Annotated in this window: 12 protein-coding genes; 10 read left to right on the top strand and 2 right to left on the bottom strand. The window is 64.2% G+C overall.

What is annotated here, in order from left to right; translation table 11 throughout:
- Positions 1 to 118 precede the first annotated feature (118 nt).
- The gene (locus tag NKJ93_RS33195; protein WP_352593578.1) at positions 119 to 2,134 is read right to left on the bottom strand and encodes a thioredoxin domain-containing protein; all 2,016 of its coding nucleotides are present in this window, start codon (positions 2,132 to 2,134) and stop codon (positions 119 to 121) included.
- Positions 2,135 to 2,193: 59 nt separating this feature from the next.
- Between NKJ93_RS33195 and mnmE the strand changes: the two genes are divergently transcribed.
- The 6 genes from mnmE (at position 2,194) to NKJ93_RS33165 (ending at position 9,425) form a co-directional block, all read left to right on the top strand.
- A complete protein-coding gene (gene mnmE, locus NKJ93_RS33190) occupies positions 2,194 to 3,522 on the top strand; it encodes a tRNA uridine-5-carboxymethylaminomethyl(34) synthesis GTPase MnmE (RefSeq protein WP_352593575.1) in 1,329 nt (442 codons plus the stop codon).
- A 219-nt stretch (positions 3,523 to 3,741) separates the two neighbouring features.
- Complete coding sequence (locus tag NKJ93_RS33185) at positions 3,742 to 4,728, top strand: IS5 family transposase (protein WP_352593572.1); 987 nt, start codon at positions 3,742 to 3,744, stop codon at positions 4,726 to 4,728.
- A gap of 407 nt (positions 4,729 to 5,135) precedes the next feature.
- Complete coding sequence (gene mnmG, locus NKJ93_RS33180) at positions 5,136 to 7,025, top strand: tRNA uridine-5-carboxymethylaminomethyl(34) synthesis enzyme MnmG (RefSeq protein ID WP_352593569.1); 1,890 nt, start codon at positions 5,136 to 5,138, stop codon at positions 7,023 to 7,025.
- Positions 7,022 to 7,660: a 16S rRNA (guanine(527)-N(7))-methyltransferase RsmG gene (gene rsmG / locus NKJ93_RS33175; RefSeq protein WP_352593567.1), complete on the top strand. Its 639-nt coding sequence runs from the start codon at positions 7,022 to 7,024 to the stop codon at positions 7,658 to 7,660. Before mnmG ends, rsmG begins: the two co-directional genes overlap by 4 nt.
- 37 nt (positions 7,661 to 7,697) lie before the next feature.
- Positions 7,698 to 8,498: a ParA family protein gene (locus tag NKJ93_RS33170; RefSeq protein ID WP_084642633.1), complete on the top strand. Its 801-nt coding sequence runs from the start codon at positions 7,698 to 7,700 to the stop codon at positions 8,496 to 8,498.
- A 45-nt stretch (positions 8,499 to 8,543) separates the two neighbouring features.
- Entirely contained in the window at positions 8,544 to 9,425 is an 882-nt protein-coding gene (locus tag NKJ93_RS33165) for a ParB/RepB/Spo0J family partition protein (RefSeq protein WP_023718749.1), read from the top strand.
- Between the two features lie 315 nt (positions 9,426 to 9,740).
- Here NKJ93_RS33165 and holA read toward each other — a convergent pair whose 3' ends face one another.
- Positions 9,741 to 10,784, bottom strand: a complete 1,044-nt coding sequence (holA, locus tag NKJ93_RS33160) for a DNA polymerase III subunit delta (protein ID WP_352593564.1) — start codon at positions 10,782 to 10,784, stop codon at positions 9,741 to 9,743.
- A gap of 888 nt (positions 10,785 to 11,672) precedes the next feature.
- Between holA and NKJ93_RS33155 the strand changes: the two genes are divergently transcribed.
- The 4 genes from NKJ93_RS33155 (at position 11,673) to lpdA (ending at position 16,956) form a co-directional block, all read left to right on the top strand.
- Positions 11,673 to 12,905 carry a 3-methyl-2-oxobutanoate dehydrogenase (2-methylpropanoyl-transferring) subunit alpha gene (locus NKJ93_RS33155; protein WP_023718744.1) on the top strand — a complete coding sequence of 411 codons (1,233 nt, stop codon included), beginning with the start codon at positions 11,673 to 11,675 and terminating at the stop codon, positions 12,903 to 12,905.
- 2 nt (positions 12,906 to 12,907) lie between these two features.
- Complete coding sequence (locus NKJ93_RS33150; protein WP_352481321.1) at positions 12,908 to 13,921, top strand: alpha-ketoacid dehydrogenase subunit beta; 1,014 nt, start codon at positions 12,908 to 12,910, stop codon at positions 13,919 to 13,921.
- Positions 13,922 to 13,932: 11 nt separating this feature from the next.
- Entirely contained in the window at positions 13,933 to 15,312 is a 1,380-nt protein-coding gene (locus NKJ93_RS33145; RefSeq protein ID WP_352481320.1) for a dihydrolipoamide acetyltransferase family protein, read from the top strand.
- A gap of 246 nt (positions 15,313 to 15,558) precedes the next feature.
- Entirely contained in the window at positions 15,559 to 16,956 is a 1,398-nt protein-coding gene (gene lpdA / locus NKJ93_RS33140; RefSeq protein WP_023718741.1) for a dihydrolipoyl dehydrogenase, read from the top strand.
- Positions 16,957 to 17,193 lie beyond the last annotated feature (237 nt).

Here is a 17,193-nt window from a genome sequence, read left to right as displayed (position 1 = left end):
CTGGCCCGTCTGCTTCACTGCCATCGCGATTCCCTCAGACCGTCCACCTCAGAGAATCACAATCAGCGAATTACGCAACAGGCCCACAAGGGGAGAAGGAGGGGTCGCGCCAGGTCCATCACCGCCGCAAATGCCGCTCAAGTTCCTCGGCTTCCGTTACCACCGGCAGGCAAACCTGCCCGGTGCACAGCCAGGCGCCTGGCCTATCTGTTGGCGGCAGAATGCCGCCTGGTAGGGCCGGCAGGTTTATTGCCGAGCGGGTTGCCACGACAATGTCAACCCTTCGTGGATCCGGTGATCGATTCGCTACCGGAACGAGCTGCGGGTTCGCCAAATCATCCACGATCACCAGTTTCAGCGGTTCGAGCGCCAGGGCACAGGCATTGACGATTCCCGCCTGGCCATAGCCCTGGTGCTCCGCCCGCCCGGCCGCGTGCTCGGCGACTGTCCAGGCTTTTTCCCAGAGATCGAGATCGCCGGTCAGCGACGACAATCGGACCATGGCTTCGATGATCTGCCCGGTGGCGGAAGGAATGGCCTCGTCGACATCGCCGCGGATGCGGATCGGCACATCCGTGCTGTCCGATGCGGTCAGATAGTAGCCGGTCTTGTCGCTGTCCCGGTGCCAGAGATCGAGTTGCTCAATGAAGTTCTTGGCGCGATCGATATAGTCGGGATTGCCGGTCGCCTCGAACAGCGAGACCGCCGCATTGGTCATGGCGGCATAGTCGCTCGACAGGGCCGGGAACAGCCTCTTTGCGCCGAGCATCGAATGCGGCAGGCGGCCGTCACGTCCGGCGCCCGCAATGGCGGCAAAGCCCGCTGCCGCCGCTTCGATCCAGTCGGATCGGCCAAGCGATCGCCCGGCCTCGGCAAGGGCTGCGATCATCAAGCCGTTCCAGTCGGTCAGGGCCTTGCCGTCACGCCCTGGCCGGATGCGCTGTGACCTCGCCGCGAGCAATTTTTCTTTCAGAGGGACGAGCTGTTGGCGGTCGATCACACTTTGCGTCTGCTGGGCTTCTGTCTGGCGGATGATCGGCTTGCCCTCCCAGCCATGCGGGTCGGCAAGTGTGAAGTAGTTGAAAAACAATGCTGATTCGTCATCAAGGGCAAGCTCGACCTCATCCTTGCTCCAGGTATAGAACAGCCCTTCTTCCCCTTCGCTGTCGGCATCGAGACTGGCAGCGAAGGCACCGCCCTCGACCCGCATTTCGCGCAACAGCCAGGCAATCGTTTCTTCGATTCGCAACCGGAACAATTCCTTGCCAGTTGACGCGTAGGCCCAATTGCACAGCCGGACGAGTTGGGCATTGTCGTAGAGCATCTTTTCGAAATGCGGCACCAGCCATTCGGCGTCGGTCGAGTAGCGACTGAGGCCACCGCCGACATGGTCGTAGATGCCGCCGGCCAGCATCTTTTCGAGGCTGAGGAGAACGGCGTCACGATGGGCTGCGGTGCTGTCGCGCAGCCAGGACAGCCAGAGGCTCTGCATGAACGGCGCGTTGGGGAATTTGGGTGCGCCGCGCAGGCCGCCCAGCTCGCGGTCGATCATGCCGTCAATGCCGTTGGCGAGCTTCGCTAGCGTGTCGCTGTCGAGTACGGCCTTGGCATGGCTGCCCGCCAGCCGCGCCTCGACATGCGTAGTCAAACCGTCGGCGCTTTGGTTAACGCTTTCTTTCTTCTCCCGCCAAGCCTTGTCGACCGCCTCCAGCACCTGGACGAAGCCCGGGCGCCCGTAGCGGGCTTCGCGAGGGAAGTATGTGCCGCCCCAGAACGGCTTGCCGTCCGGCGTCAGGAACATGGTCAGCGGCCATCCGCCCTGCTCGCCCATCGAGGACAGCGCCGCCATGTAGATCTGGTCGATGTCGGGGCGCTCCTCGCGGTCGACCTTGATATTGACGAAGAGACGGTTCATGACGGCGGCGACGCCGTCGTTCTCGAAGCTCTCATGCGCCATGACGTGGCACCAGTGGCAGGCAGCGTAGCCGACTGACAGCAGGATCGGACGCTGCAGCGCCTGTGCTTCGGCCAGAGCGGCAGGCGACCATGGCCGCCAGTGCACCGGATTGCCGCTGTGCTGCTGCAGATAGGGACTGGCCTCTTCGGCAAGCAGGTTTTGTGCAGGCAATGTCACGGCGCAACTCGATGGTGGATTGAACAGGCATAGCTAGGGCGCTTCGGCAGAGCGGGCAAATGATTTCAAAAGACTCCATCGTGGCACTGTCGAGCGGGCGCCTGCCGGCCGGCATTGCGGTGATCCGAATTTCGGGGCCGCAGAGTCGATTCGTAGTCGAAACGATTGCCGGATCGGCCGTGCCGAACCGCGTTGCTAGCTATCGCAAGTTACGGGCGCCGGACGGATCGGTGCTGGACAGCGGCCCGGTCGTCTTCTTTGCCGGTCCCGACAGTTTTACCGGCGAGGACGTTGCCGAGTTCCATGTGCATGGCGGACGCGCCGTCGTGGCGAAGATGCTGGAAACGATCACCTCCTTCGACGGCGTTAGGCATGCCGAGCCGGGTGAATTCACCCGCCGCGCCTTTGTCAACGGCAAGCTCGATCTGGTCGAAACCGAGGCGCTGGCCGATCTCATCAATGCCGACACCGAGGCGCAGCGGCGCTTTGCCGTGCACAATGCCGAAGGCGTGCAGAGCGAACTCTATCTGGGCTGGCGCCGACGGCTGATCCACGCCCGCGCGATGATCGAGGCCGAGATCGATTTTGCCGACGAGGACGACGTGCCGGGTTCGGTCGCCGACACAGTCTGGTCCGACGTGCGGGCCATGATCGCCGAGATCGAGCGCCATGTCGCCGGCTTCCGCGCTGCCGAAATCATTCGCGACGGGTTCGAAGTCGTCATCCTCGGTGCGCCGAATGCCGGCAAATCCAGCCTGTTCAACGCTCTGGCGCGGCGCGAGGCGGCGATCGTCACCGATGAGCCGGGCACGACCCGCGACCTGCTCGAGGTGGTGCTGGACCTCGAAGGGGTGCGGGTCCGGGTAACCGACACCGCCGGTCTGCGCGAGGCGCCCGGCAAGATCGAGGCGATCGGCATCGAGAAGGCCAGGGCCAAGGCGCACAGTGCGGACCTGCTGCTGCTGCTTGAGGAGATGGCTGAGCCAATGGCGATCGGTGTGCTGCCGGGCGCCATTCCGGCGCTGAGGGTCGGAACGAAGGTTGATCTTCTGAGGGGCAAATCACCCTCGCCTGCGGCGCACTACGATATCGCTATCTCGACGCAGGACGGCACGGGATTGGCCGAATTGCTGGACGAGATCGGGCGGCACGCCGCAGCGCAGATCGGCCAGGCCGGCGATATCCTGCCGTCGCGGCTGCGGCACGTCGAGCTGCTCAATGAGACGAAACGCTTCCTGCTTGCGGCAGCGGCAAGTAGTGACCGCGGACAGGAATTGCGCGCCGAGGAACTGCGCCTGGCGGCGGATCGGCTCGGACGGATCGTCGGCGCGGTCGATGTCGAGGATATGCTCGACGTGATCTTTTCGCAATTCTGTATCGGCAAGTGACTCACGTGAAACATTGGGAAGAATACGCCCCAGTGATTCACGTGAAACGCTGGGCGGTCAGTGGGGGCATTGTTTCACGTGAAACGATTCGCTGTGCAAATGTCGCAGGTGCTGCAGGTTGAGGGGGTTAGGTGCGGCCCTCGCCTTCTCCCCCTGTGAGGCCTTTGCACAGAATCGGATTGGTGATTCTGTGGCATGGTCGCTACGGGAGATTCGCGGATGGTTGATCGTGTGCTTGGTCAATTGAGCTTGGCGGACGGCCTTGCGGTGTCGGATGAGACGATCTTCGATCTTGTTGCGAAGGAGATCGACTGGGGTCCGATCGACGGGCTTTTGGGCGCACGCAGCGGAGCCGGGCCGGGCACGGCCAGCTATCCGGCGCCAGTGCTGATGCGCTGCCTTTTGTTGGGCGCATGGCATGGGCTGAGCGATCCAGCGCTTGAGGCACAGATCCGCGACCGGCTGTCGTTCCGCCGCTTTGCCGGCTTCAGCCTTTCGGACCGCACGCCCGACCATTCGACGCTGTGGCGCTTCCGCGAGGAGCTGACGCGCGAGCGGCTGATCGACAAGGTGTTCGAGGAGATCAACCGCCAGCTTGAGGACAAGGGCCTGATCGTCAAGCGCGGCACGCTGGTCGATGCCTCGTTCCTGCAAGCTCGCGGCCGCCCGCCGAAACAGCCCAAGAAGGGCCACCAGGGCCCGGTCAAGCCATCGGCGGACAAGGATGCGCGCTGGGGCAAGAAGGGCAAGAAGAGCACCTTCGGCTACAAGATGCACATCGGCGTCGACCAGGATCATACGCTGATCCGGCGCGTCGAGGTGAGCGACGCTTCGGTCACCGACACCGAGCCGGCCGACGCACTGATCAGCGGCGATGAAAGGGCGGTCTATGGCGATCAGGCTTATTATACCCACGCCAGACATGCCCGGCTGGTCGAGGCAGGCATCAAGGACCGCCTGATGCGGCGGCCCAACAAACATCATCCCGAGTTGCCGCCGCGCCAGAAGCGGCGCAACCAGCTGATCGCCAAGGTGCGGGCGGCGGTCGAGCGACCCTTCGCCGTGTTCAAGGAGAGCTATGCCATGCGGCGCCTGCGCTTCTTCAACCTCGCCGCCAACCGAACGCAGTGCATGCTGGCGGCCTGCGCCTACAACCTGCGCCGCATGGTCGGCACCCTCCATCCGCCTGGCGAGAAGCCGGCATAAGCAGGAGTCCGTCCGTAATCGGGCGGATGAGCCGATTATCCTGAAAAATGCCGCGCTGAACGGCCAAGCAGCGCTCTCCGACGCTCAAAAAAGCATATATGCCTCAAATCGCATATCTATGCGCCTTCTCTGCAAAGGCCTCCCTGTGGGAGAAGGTGGCCGAGCGAAGCTCGGTTGGATGAGGGGTGTTCCAGCTTGGCACCAACAGTGCTCCGTCCAGCACCCCTCAACCGTCTTGGCGCTGCGCGCCAATCCACCTTCTCCCACAAAGGGAGAAGGCAGACAGGGCAGCGCCGGGCGTTCTCTATCTGCAATGGTCAGCGCAGTTATGCGCCTGAAGCCTCTCTGTTCTTGACAGCTCGTCCCGGCGGGCACATGTGTCGGCAGATTCGAACCGGAAGATACAGATGACCAATCGCTATGATGTGGTTGTGGTGGGTGGCGGCCATGCTGGGTGCGAGGCGGCCAGTGCTGCCGCGCGTGCCGGCGCCAGAACCGCGCTGGTGACGCTGCGCTTCGACACGATCGGTGTGATGTCCTGCAACCCGGCGATTGGCGGCCTCGGCAAAGGCCATCTGGTTCGCGAGATCGATGCCATGGACGGGCTGATGGGGCGCGTCGCCGATGCGGCCGGCATCCAGTTCCGTCTGCTCAACCGTCGTAAGGGGCCAGCGGTCCGCGGTCCGCGGACGCAAGCCGACAGGAAGCTCTATCGGCTCGCCATGCAGGCGGCAATCCGGCAGCAGGCCGGCCTCGATGTCATTGAAGGCGAGGTGCTGGACTTCGACATCAATGACGGGGAAATCGACGATGGGCGCATCACGGCGGTGCTGCTGGCGGATGGAAGCAGGCTCGCCTGTGGCGCCGTGGTGCTGACGACCGGCACCTTTCTGCGCGGGCTGATTCATATTGGCGAGAAGAAAATCGTCGCCGGCCGCATGAACGAGCAAGCGAGCATCGGCCTGTCGGCGACGATGAGCCGCGCCGGCTTCAGGCTCGGGCGGCTGAAGACCGGCACGCCGCCGCGGCTGGACGGCAGGACGATCGATTGGGCGTCGCTTGAGAGCCAGGCGGCGGATGAAGATCCCGTGCCGTTCTCGCTGCTCACCGACCGCATCGAAAACCCGCAGATCCATTGCGGGATTACGCGCACGACCAATGCCACGCATGAGCTGATTCGCGCCAATCTTGGCCGCTCGGCGATGTATTCGGGGTCAATCGAAGGCGTCGGGCCGCGTTATTGCCCGTCCATCGAAGACAAGATCGTCAAGTTCGGTGACCGCGAAGGCCACCAGATTTTTCTGGAGCCAGAAGGGCTCGACGACGACACGGTGTACCCGAACGGCATCTCGACCTCGCTGCCCGAGGACGTACAGCTCGACATCCTGAAAACCATTCCGGGGCTGGAGCGGGCAACGATGCTGCAGCCCGGCTATGCCATCGAATATGACCATGTCGACCCACGCGAACTCAAGCCGACGCTGGAAACCAAGCGGATCGCCGGGCTTTACCTCGCCGGCCAGATCAACGGAACCACCGGCTACGAGGAGGCTGGCGCGCAAGGGCTGCTTGCCGGCTTGAATGCAGCGCGCAAGGCGTCGGCGAGCGATGAAATCCTGCTAAGCCGCACCGATGCCTATATCGGCGTGATGGTCGACGACTTGACCAGCCGCGGCATCGCCGAGCCCTACCGCATGTTCACCTCGCGGGCCGAGTTCCGGCTGTCGCTGCGTGCGGACAATGCCGATGAGCGGCTGACGCCGCTGGCGATGAGACTGGGGATCGCCTCGCCGGAGCGAACGCAACGGTTCAACACTGTCGTGCAAGGCCTTGATAAGGCGCGGCAGCTCGCCCTCGGCACCACGATGACCCCGAATGAGGCGGCGCGCCATGGGCTCGAGATCAACCGGGACGGCGTACGCCGCTCGGCCTATGAGTTGCTGGCCTATCCCGGTGTCGACATCGCCTGGCTGGGGCGCATCGAACCTGCTTTTGGAGCAATCGACGCCAAAACGGCCGAACGTCTTGAAACGGAAGCCAAATATTCCGTCTATCTCGACCGCCAGCAGGCGGACGTCTCGCAGATCAGGCTTGAGGAGAGCCGGCTTATTCCCGAGTCGCTCGACTTTGCTTCTGTTCCCGGCCTGTCCAATGAGCTGAAGCAAAAGATGCTGGCACGCCAGCCGCGTTCCATCGCTGACGCGCAGCGTATGGAAGGCATGACGCCGGCGGCGCTGGCGATTATCGTCGCGCATGTCCGCAACGCCGAGGCGGCCGCGCGAAAGCAGGTCGCGTGAGCGCTGCGTCCTGGGCGAACCTGCAACAGGCAGCAGGCCCGGTTTCACGTGAAACATTCGATCGTCTGGTCGAGTTCGAGGCCGTCTTCCAGAAATGGAATCGCCGGATCAATCTGGCCGCGCAATCGACGCAGGACGATGTCTGGCGCCGCCACATCCTCGACAGCGCGCAACTGGCGCGAATCAAACCAGACGCGAAGCGCTGGGTCGATCTCGGCTCCGGCGGCGGTTTTCCCGGGCTTGTGCTGGCCTTTCTAGTGGTCGAGCGTGAAGGGGCCAGCATCGACCTGGTTGAAAGCAATCGGAAAAAAGCATCGTTCCTGCAAGCGGTCGTCGGACAGTTCAGCCTGCCTGCCAAGGTCATCGCGCGACGCATAGACGACAGCTATCCTCTTGTTCCTGCACCGCAAATCGTCACGGCCAGGGCGCTCGCCTCGCTGCCGGCCCTGCTCCACCTGGCGGCGCCGTGGCTTACGAAGGGCGCGCGCGGCCTGTTTCACAAAGGCCGGGATTACCGCGCCGAAGTGGCAGAAAGCGCTCAACGATGGTCTTTCGATCTGGTAGAACATGCCAGTGTAACCGACGCGCAGGGCGTCGTTCTCGAAATATCCGACTTGCGACAGCACCCTGGCTAGTGACCGGCGACCCCGAATGAATTTCTGGCATAGACCCATGATGAAGAACGGCCCCCGAATCATCACCGTCGCCAACCAGAAGGGCGGCGTCGGCAAGACGACGACGGCCATCAATCTGGCCACCGCGCTGGCCGCTATAGGCGAACAGGTGCTGATCGTCGATCTCGACCCGCAGGGCAACGCCAGCACCGGGCTTGGCATCGACCGGCGCGACCGCACCGTCTCGTCCTATGATGTGCTGACCGGCGAACTCGACCTGGAAGCGGCGGCGATCCCGACGGCGGTGCCCGGCCTGTCGATCGTGCCGTCGACGCTCGATCTGCTCGGCATCGAGATGGAAATCGCCTCGGCGCCGGACCGGGTGCTGCGGCTGCGCAACGCGCTGCGGGCTTCGGCCGAGCGCTCGGCCAATTTCGGCTATGTGCTGATCGATTGCCCGCCTTCGCTCAATCTGCTGACGCTGAATTCGATGGCTGCGGCCGATTCGGTGCTGGTACCGCTGCAGTGTGAATTCTTCGCGCTGGAGGGCCTGAGCCAGCTGTTGGAGACGGTCGAGCAGGTGCGCCGTTCAATCAACCCCGATCTGACGATCCAGGGCATAGTGCTGACGATGTTCGACGGGCGCAACAATCTCGCCAACCAGGTGGTGCAGGATGTACGGGCGCATATGGGCGACAAGGTCTATGAAACCGTCATCCCGCGCAATGTCCGCGTTTCCGAGGCGCCGTCCTATGGCAAGCCGGCGATTCTCTACGACCTCAAATGCTCGGGCAGCCAGGCCTATCTGCAGCTTGCTTCCGAAGTGATCCGCCGCGAGCGCAAATTGCGTGCCGCCTAACAGTAGCCAACAAGCGATTCGATACCGAAACGATCTGGACGGACGATGAACGAAGACCCTTCGAGAAAGAGACTGGGCCGGGGATTGGCGGCCCTGATCGGCGAAATCGATCGCCCGGCGGCACCGGAAAAGCCGGGGCTGGCGGCCGACGGCAAGGTGCCGATCGAGTTCCTCAGCCCTAACCCGAAAAACCCGCGGCGGCATTTTGGCGACGCCGACCTGACCGACCTCGCCCAGTCGATCCGCGAACACGGCGTGGTGCAGCCGGTGGTGGCGCGGCCGTCGAAAACCCAAACGGGCCGCTACGAGATTATCGCCGGCGAGCGTCGTTGGCGTGCGGCGCAACGCGCCGGGCTGACCGAAATCCCGATCATTGTGCGCGATGTCAACGATCGCACGGCGCTCGAACTGGCGATCATCGAAAACGTCCAGCGCACCGACCTCAACCCGGTCGAGGAAGCGCTGGGCTACCAGCAGCTGATCGACGACCACGGCTATACCCAGGCCGATCTCGGCCAGGTGATCGGCAAGAGCCGCAGCCATGTCGCCAACACGCTGAGGCTGCTCAAGCTGCCCGACGTCATTCGCGACATGCTGGTCGATGGGGCGCTGTCGGCCGGCCACGCCCGTACCTTGGTGACGGCCGACGACCCGGCCGGGCTCGCCAAGCGAATCATCGATGAGGGGCTTTCGGTGCGCCAGGCCGAGGCGCTGGCGCAGATGCCGGTCGGCGCGCCGGCGGCAAAACGCCAACCCGCCGCACCGCCGCAAAAGGATGCCGATACACTGGCGCTGGAGCGGCAGATGACCAGCACGATCGGCATGATCGTCACGATCGAGCACAACCAGCGCGGCGGCGTGATCAGCGTCGCCTACCGGACGCTGGAGCAACTCGATGAGCTTTGCCGCAGGCTGAAGCGGGAGTAGGTATGGCCCGGTACCTTAGCCGGCAAACTACTCGTGAATCGACTGCCGTTCTGACAAGAATTCGCTCCTGTTCGGGGTGTTGGCGCCGCCCCTCATCTGCCTGCCGGCATCTTCTCCCCGTATAGTGACGGGGAGAAGGGCGCTGTCTTCGACGGTTTTGCCGATCTCCAGCATTGCAAGAAGGTGCCGGCGTTGCGGCCGGCTTCTTTCTCCCCGTTTACGGGGAGAAATGCCCGGTAGGGCATGAGGGGCGGCGCCAGCCTCAATGATTGTCGTCTCCGACTGAGTTGAAGCTGCCATCTGCTCGAAGCGAGCTTACCTCTGCGCCAGCCTTGCGCTTTCCACGGCAATGCCGAGCAGCGCCTGGCGTGCCAGCGCGATCGACAGATCGGGCCGCCGGCGCGTTTGCAGCACCGCCGTCTGCAAGCGGGTCAGGGCGCGGCCGAGCGCCTCGCTGCTCCAGCGTTCGAGGGCTTTCTCGACCAGCTTGCGCCTGGAGAAAAACACCGGCGGGCGCGCCGCGGCTACGACCGAAGCGGCATTGCGGCCGCCGGCGTCGATCAGGCCGCGCATCGCCTGGATCGTCTGCAACTGCCGCATCGCCGATGAAAGCACCAGGAAGGGCTGGCCGCCAGACTGGCAATGGCGGGTGAAGGCGGTGTCGAAGTCGGCGATCCTGCCTTCGAGCAGGGCGTCGACGGCCGCATCGAAGGAGAGGCCGGAGACATCGCCGGATGTCGCCTTGACGTCGTCGAGGCCGATTTCGGCCTGGCCATGCGCATAAAGCACCAGCTTTTCGATCTCGCCGCGCGAGGCCAGCCGGTCGCCGCCGAGGTTGCGGCGCAGCGCCTGCCGCGCCTCCAGCGTCATCGACATGCCAGCCTTGCGCAGTTCGTCGTCGATGACCGTGTCAATGTCCCTGGCCTCATCGGCATAGCAAGGCAGAGCCATGGCATTGTCCGCCGCCTCCACCACGGCGCGCAGGCCGACGCCCTTCTTCAGGTCGCCGGCCTCAATCAGGATAATGGCATCGCGCGGCGGCTCGGCGGTCAGCGCCTTGACGTCGTCGGCAAGCGCCTTCTGAGCGCCGGCGTTGCGCACCCATAGCAGGCGCCGCTCCGAAAACATCGGCACGGTGCGCGCCTCGTCGAGCAGGCGGCCCTCGTCGCGATCGACCTCCGATCCGTCCAGCCTGACCACCGAGAACGGATCGTCGAGCGGCAGGCCGGTCCTGGCGGCAAAGGCCTTTGCCCGCTCGGCGACCAGCCCACGATCGGGACCGTAAAGCAGCACGATCGAGACGCGCGGATCCGGCTTCGCGAGCCATGAATCGACCTCGTATGCTTTCTTCTGTGCCATGGGCGCTGATTAGCATGACGCGGGCGCGGGGTGAACGGAGTCGCTCCTCCTTTCCTTCTCCCCTTGTGGGAGAAGGTGGATTGGCGCGCAGCGCCAAGACGGAAGAGGGGTGTTGGACGGAGTGCCGTCCTTGCCAAGCTGGAACACCCCTCATCCGTCGCCTTCGGCGACACCTTCTCCCACAAGGGACCTGTTGGGCAGTCATGAGCAAAAGCTTGCGGCGGCGGGGTTGCGGCGGTTGTTCGCTTGTTTGCGGGGGATTTGACGTCTTGTTTGGGGTTTCAGGCGGTCGTCCGACCCTGTATGGGCGGAACTCAGGCGCACCTATCCCGCGATAGCGGCCCATCGGCGCATGTTGAAGGCGATCGCCGCCATCGTCACCTGGGCGGTCGCCTTGGCCAGCCCGACATAGCGGATCGACCCGGACCGCCATCACGCAGAGGGTTGAGCAGTTTCTCAAACCGATACCACTTCACAAGACCCGACAATCGGTCGAGCGGCGAAGTGCCGCCCACAAGCTTGGTGCCTAGAAAAGCCTCCGCCAAGCTCAACTGGCCCGTCTGCTTCACTGCCATCGCGATTCCCTCAGACCGTCCACCTCAGAGAATCACAATCAGCGAATTACGCAACAGGCCCACAAGGGGAGAAGGAAAGGGGCGCCGCGCGAGGCCCCAATCCGACGCATTGTCTTATCTGGCGGGAAACCCGGCGCAATCATTCGCCAAATTGCGCGCCGATCGGGAAGATCGACAAGAAATTTCGCCGACATATCTGCATCTTGTCTGTCGGGGTAGCCAACGTCGGCGGCAGGGAAGCCTCGGCCAACGAATTGGCACTGGTCCGGCGGTGTGCAAATATCGCGCCGGGCAACAGTGGAGGACCGAGATCATGGCCGATGCCGGAATGTTGCGCTTCCATGTTCCGGAGCCGGAGGTGCGGCCGGGCGGCACGCCGGATTTTTCAGACGTGACCATCCCCAAGGCCGGCTCGGTGCCGCGCCCCGAGATCGACGTCGATCCACGCACCATCCGCGATCTGGCGTTCTCGATCATTCGTGTGCTCAACCGCGCCGGCGAGGCGGTCGGGCCGTGGGCCGGCCTGCTTTCCGACGAGGAACTGCTGGAGGGGCTGCGCCATATGGTGACGCTGCGCAGCTTCGATGCGCGCATGCAGATGGCGCAGCGCCAGGGCAAGACTTCCTTCTACATGCAGCATCTCGGCGAAGAGGCGGTGAGCTGCGCCTTCCGCAAGGCGCTGGCGCCGGGCGACATGAATTTTCCGACCTATCGGCAGGCTGGGCTGCTCATCGCCGACGGCTATCCGATGGTCACGATGATGAACCAGATCTATTCGAACGAGGCCGATCCGCTGAAAGGCCGACAGCTGCCGATCATGTACTCGTCGAAGGAGCACGGCTTTTTCTCGATCTCCGGCAACCTGGCAACGCAGTACATCCAGGCAGTCGGCTGGGCGATGGCTTCGGCGATCAGCAATGACCAGAAGATCGCCGCCGCCTGGATCGGCGACGGCTCGACCGCCGAGTCCGACTTCCATTCGGCGCTGGTGTTCGCCTCGACCTACAAGGCGCCGGTCGTGCTCAACGTCGTCAACAACCAGTGGGCGATTTCGACCTTCCAGGGCATCGCCCGGGGCGGCTCCGGCACTTTTGCTGCCCGCGGACTGGGCTTCGGCATCCCGTCGCTGCGCGTCGACGGCAATGACTATCTCGCCGTCCATGCGGTGGCCAAATGGGCGGCGGAGCGGGCGCGCAACAATCTCGGGCCGACGCTGGTCGAATATGTCACTTACCGCGTCGGCGCCCATTCCAGCTCCGATGACCCGTCGGCCTACCGGCCGAAGGCCGAGTCCGACGCCTGGCCGCTCGGCGACCCGATCGTCAGGCTGAAGAACCACCTCATCCAGCGCGGCGTCTGGTCGGACGAACGCCACGCCCAGGCCGAGGCGGAAATCCTCGACACGGTGATTTCGGCGCAGCGGGAGGCCGAGCGCCACGGCACGCTGCATGCCGGCGGCAAGCCCTCGGCGCGCGATATGTTCGAGGGCGTCTATGCCGAGATGCCGCCGCACCTCAGGCGCCAGCGCCAGCAGGCGGGAGTCTGACCATGCCGCGACGGACCATGATCGAGGCAATCCGCGACGCCATGGACGTGTCGATGGCGCGCGACGGGCGTGTCATCGTCTTCGGCGAAGATGTCGGCTTCTTCGGCGGCGTCTTCCGCTGTACGCAAGGCCTGCAGGCGAAATACGGCAAGAGCCGCTGCTTCGATGCGCCGATCAGCGAATCCGGCATTGTCGGCGCGGCCATCGGCATGGCCGCCTACGGGCTGAAGCCTTGCGTCGAGGTGCAGTTTGCCGACTATGTTTATCCGGCCTATGACCAGATCGTCTCGGAAGCGGCGCGGCTGCGCTATCGATCGAACGGCGACTTCACCTGCCCGATCGTGGTCAGGATGCCCACCGGCGGCGGCATTTTTGGTGGCCAGACCCACAGCCAGAGCCCGGAGGCGCTGTTCACCCACGTCTCCGGGCTGAAAGTCGTGGTGCCCTCGAACCCGCATGACGCCAAGGGCTTGCTGATCGCCGCGATAGAGGATCCCGACCCAGTGATCTTCCTGGAACCGAAGCGGCTTTATAACGGACCCTTCGACGGTCATCACGAGCGGCCGGTAACACCATGGTCGAAACACGAGCTTGGCGAAGTCGCCGACGGCCATTACACGGTGCCGCTCGGCAAGGCGGTGATCCGCAGACAGGGCGCTGCGGTCACCGTACTTGCCTACGGCACGATGGTCTATGTCGCCCAGGCGGCGGCCGAGGAGACCGGCATCGATGCCGAGATCATCGATCTGAGAACGCTGCTGCCGCTCGACCTCGAGACGATCGTCGCCTCGGTCAGCAAGACCGGGCGCTGCGTGGTCGTGCACGAGGCGACGCTGACATCGGGGTTCGGCGCCGAACTTTCGGCGCTGGTTCAGGAGAACTGCTTCCACCATCTGGAGGCGCCGGTGGCGCGGGTCACCGGCTGGGACACGCCCTATCCGCATGCGCAGGAGTGGGACTATTTTCCCGGTCCTGCGCGGCTAGGCCGCGCGCTCGTCGAAACGATGGAAGCCTGAGGGGGAAGACGATGGGCGAATATGTCATCAAGCTACCCGATGTCGGTGAAGGCGTCGCCGAGGCCGAGCTGGTCGAATGGCAGGTCAAGGTCGGCGATCTCGTGCGCGAGGACGCCGTGCTGGCCGCTGTGATGACCGACAAGGCAACGGTCGAGATTCCCTCGCCCGTCGATGGTGAGATCCTCTGGCTGGGTGCGGAGATCGGCGACACGGTGGCGATCGGCTCGCCCATCGTGCGCCTGAAGGTGGCCGGCGAGGGTAACGTCAAGCCGCCACGGGACGTTGAGGCGGGCGCCAAGCGTACCCCCACCCCTAACCTTGCCGGGGCGAGCCACGGGTCTCGCCCGTCCTTCGGACCCCCACAAGGGGGAGGGGGACGAGCTTCGGCTCCCAAGGCCGACGCCAAACCAGTCCCACCTCCGTCAGGAAGCGCTTCTGTGCGCGAAAGTGAGCCGGCAACGGAATTCCCCTCCGGCGGGGGTACTGCGCCGATCTCCGGCGCGCGGCGTCCGGAGGGCGAAAAGCCGCTGGCCTCGCCGGCCGTCCGCCTCAGGGCGAAAGAGGCCGGCATCGACCTGCGGCAAATTGTGGGGAGCGGCCCGGCCGGCCGTATCCAGCATGAGGACATCGAAGCTTTCCTGGCGCGCGGACCCGGGCCCGCCAAGATCTCCGGGCTTGTCCGCAACGAGGCGGTCGAGGATATCAAAATAGTCGGGCTCAGGCGAAAGATCGCCGAGAAGATGACGCTGGCCAAATCGCGCATCCCGCACATCACCTATGTCGAAGAGATCGACGTCACCGCGCTCGAGGATTTGCGCGCCGCGCTCAACAAGGAGAAGCGGCCGGGCGCGGACAGGCCGAAGCTGACGCTGCTGCCGTTTCTGATGCGGGCGATGGTCAAGGCGATCGCCGACCAGCCAAACCTCAACGCGCTGTTCGACGACGAGGCGGGCATAATCCACCAGCATGGCGGGGTCCATATCGGCATCGCCGCGCAGACCCCGTCGGGGCTGGTGGTGCCGGTGGTCAAGCACGCCGAGGCGCGCGACATCTGGGATTGCGCAGCCGAGGTTGTCAGGCTGGCTGAGGCGGCAAAATCCGGCACGGCGACGCGCGACGAGCTCTCTGGATCGACCATCACCATCACTTCGCTCGGGGCCATGGGCGGTGTGGCGACGACGCCTGTGATCAATCATCCGGAAGTGGCGATCCTCGGCGTCAACAAGATGATGATGCGGCCGGTGTGGGACGGCACCCAGTTCATCCCGCGCAAGATGATGAACCTGTCCTCCAGCTTCGACCACCGCGTCATCGACGGCTGGGACGCTGCGGTGTTCATCCAGCGGATAAAGGCGCTGCTGGAAACGCCAGCGCTGATTTTTGTGGATTGAGGAGATGAATAGAGGATCGCAGGGGCGCGGGATGAGAGCAGTAGCGATCCTTCGCGCCCCCCTCTGCCCTACCGGGCATCTCCCCCTCAAGGGGGGAGATTGGCCGTCATCCCGCCTTTCGCCAATCTCCAGCTTTGCAGGACTAAGCCGAGCGCGAAAGCTGCCAATCTCCCCCCTTGAGGGGGAGATGTCCAGTAGGACAGAGGGGGGTGCTGTCCCGCCGGCTCGTCGAACTAAGGTGCCATGATGAAGGAAATCTCCTGCAAGCTGCTCGTCATCGGCGCCGGTCCCGGCGGCTATGTCTGCGCCATCCGCGCCGGGCAGCTTGGCATCGACACGGTTATCGTCGAGTTCGGTAAACCGGGCGGCACCTGTCTCAATGTCGGCTGCATCCCGTCCAAGGCGCTGATCCATGCGGCCGAAGAGTTCGAAAAGGCGTCGCACTTGGCCGGCGGCAAGAGCCCGCTCGGCATTTCAATCGCAACACCATCGATTGATCTCGAAACGACCATCGCCTGGAAGGACGGCATCGTTAGCCGGCTTAACAGCGGTGTTGCCGGCCTGTTGAAGAAGGCCGGGGTCAAGACCGTGCACGGCTGGGCGAAATTCCGTGACGGCAAGACCGTCGAGGTCCAGACCGAAACCGGGATGCAGGTGGTCCGCGCCGAGACGGTGGTGATCGCCACGGGCTCGGCGTCGGTCGAATTGCCGTCGCTGCCCTTCGGTGGCCTGGTGATCTCGTCCACCGAAGCGCTGGCGCTGAGCGAAGTGCCGGAAAGGCTTGCCGTCGTCGGTGGCGGCTACATCGGGCTGGAGCTCGGCATCGCCTTCGCGAAGATGGGCGCCAGGGTGACCGTGGTCGAGGCTTTGCCGCGCGTACTGGCGCAATATGATGCCGAACTGACCCGGCCGGTCGTGAAGCGGCTCGCCGAGCTCGGTATCGAGGTGCTTGTGGGCGCCAAGGCCAAGGGGTTGTCGACCAAGGGCGATGCGCTGCTGGTCGAGACGAAGGACGGCAAGAATGCCAAGATCGTTGCCGACAGGATTCTGGTCACCGTCGGGCGCAAGCCGGTGGTCGAAGACTGGGGGCTGGAGCAGATCGATCTCGACATGGCGGGAAAATTCATCCGCATCGACGACCAGTGCCGCACCTCGATGCGCGGCATCTTTGCCGTTGGCGACGTCACCGGCGAGCCGATGCTGGCGCACCGGGCGATGGCGCAAGGCGAAATGGTCGCCGAGATCGTCGCCGGCCACAAGTGCAGCTGGGACAAACGCTGCATTCCCGCTATCTGCTTCACCGATCCGGAGCTGATCACCGCAGGCCTGTCGCCGGAGGAGGCAAAGGGGCTCGGCGGCGAAATCAAGGTCGGATTGTTCCCCTTCGCCGCCAATGGCCGGGCGATGACGAAGATGGGTGAGGAGGGCTTTGTCCGGGTCGTTGCCCGCGCCGACAACCATCTGGTGCTCGGCATCCAGGCGGTCGGCCAAGGCGTGTCGGAACTGTCGACGGCCTTCGGCCTGGCCCTGGAAATGGGCGCGCGTCTGGAGGACATTGCCGGCACCATCCACGCCCACCCGACGCAAGGGGAGGGTTTTCAGGAAGCGGCGCTGAAGGCGCTCGGGCGGGCGGTGCATATTTGAGGGCAGGGTGATCTCCCCTCTTGAGGGCGAGATAGCCGGCAGGCCAGAGGGGGTCGGTTCGACTGGATTCGACCTCCCTTACGACAGTCGGAGGTTAGCGCTCTACGCGAGGCGACCCCCTCTGTCGCCTTCGCCGACATCTCCCCCCTCAAGGCAGGGCTATCGCATATGAGTGATGGCATTGATGAGATAGTCGTCGTTCCAGGCGCATTTCTTGATGCGATGGCTGATGGGAAC

This window comes from Mesorhizobium sp. M0028 (assembly GCF_040323855.1).
Classification (GTDB): Bacteria; Pseudomonadota; Alphaproteobacteria; order Rhizobiales; family Rhizobiaceae; genus Mesorhizobium.
This window is presented reverse-complemented; position numbering and strand designations above follow the sequence as displayed.

Coding starts and splice junctions, on each gene's coding strand:
- lpdA (WP_023718741.1), top strand. CDS start 15,559: ATGAAGGAAATCTCCTGCAAGCTGCTCGTCATCGGCGCCGGTCCCGGC.
- mnmG (WP_352593569.1), top strand. CDS start 5,136: ATGACCAATCGCTATGATGTGGTTGTGGTGGGTGGCGGCCATGCTGGG.
- mnmE (WP_352593575.1), top strand. CDS start 2,194: ATGATTTCAAAAGACTCCATCGTGGCACTGTCGAGCGGGCGCCTGCCG.
- NKJ93_RS33150 (WP_352481321.1), top strand. CDS start 12,908: ATGCCGCGACGGACCATGATCGAGGCAATCCGCGACGCCATGGACGTG.
- NKJ93_RS33165 (WP_023718749.1), top strand. CDS start 8,544: ATGAACGAAGACCCTTCGAGAAAGAGACTGGGCCGGGGATTGGCGGCC.
- holA (WP_352593564.1), bottom strand. CDS start 10,784: ATGGCACAGAAGAAAGCATACGAGGTCGATTCATGGCTCGCGAAGCCG.
- NKJ93_RS33185 (WP_352593572.1), top strand. CDS start 3,742: ATGGTTGATCGTGTGCTTGGTCAATTGAGCTTGGCGGACGGCCTTGCG.
- NKJ93_RS33145 (WP_352481320.1), top strand. CDS start 13,933: ATGGGCGAATATGTCATCAAGCTACCCGATGTCGGTGAAGGCGTCGCC.
- NKJ93_RS33155 (WP_023718744.1), top strand. CDS start 11,673: ATGGCCGATGCCGGAATGTTGCGCTTCCATGTTCCGGAGCCGGAGGTG.
- NKJ93_RS33170 (WP_084642633.1), top strand. CDS start 7,698: ATGATGAAGAACGGCCCCCGAATCATCACCGTCGCCAACCAGAAGGGC.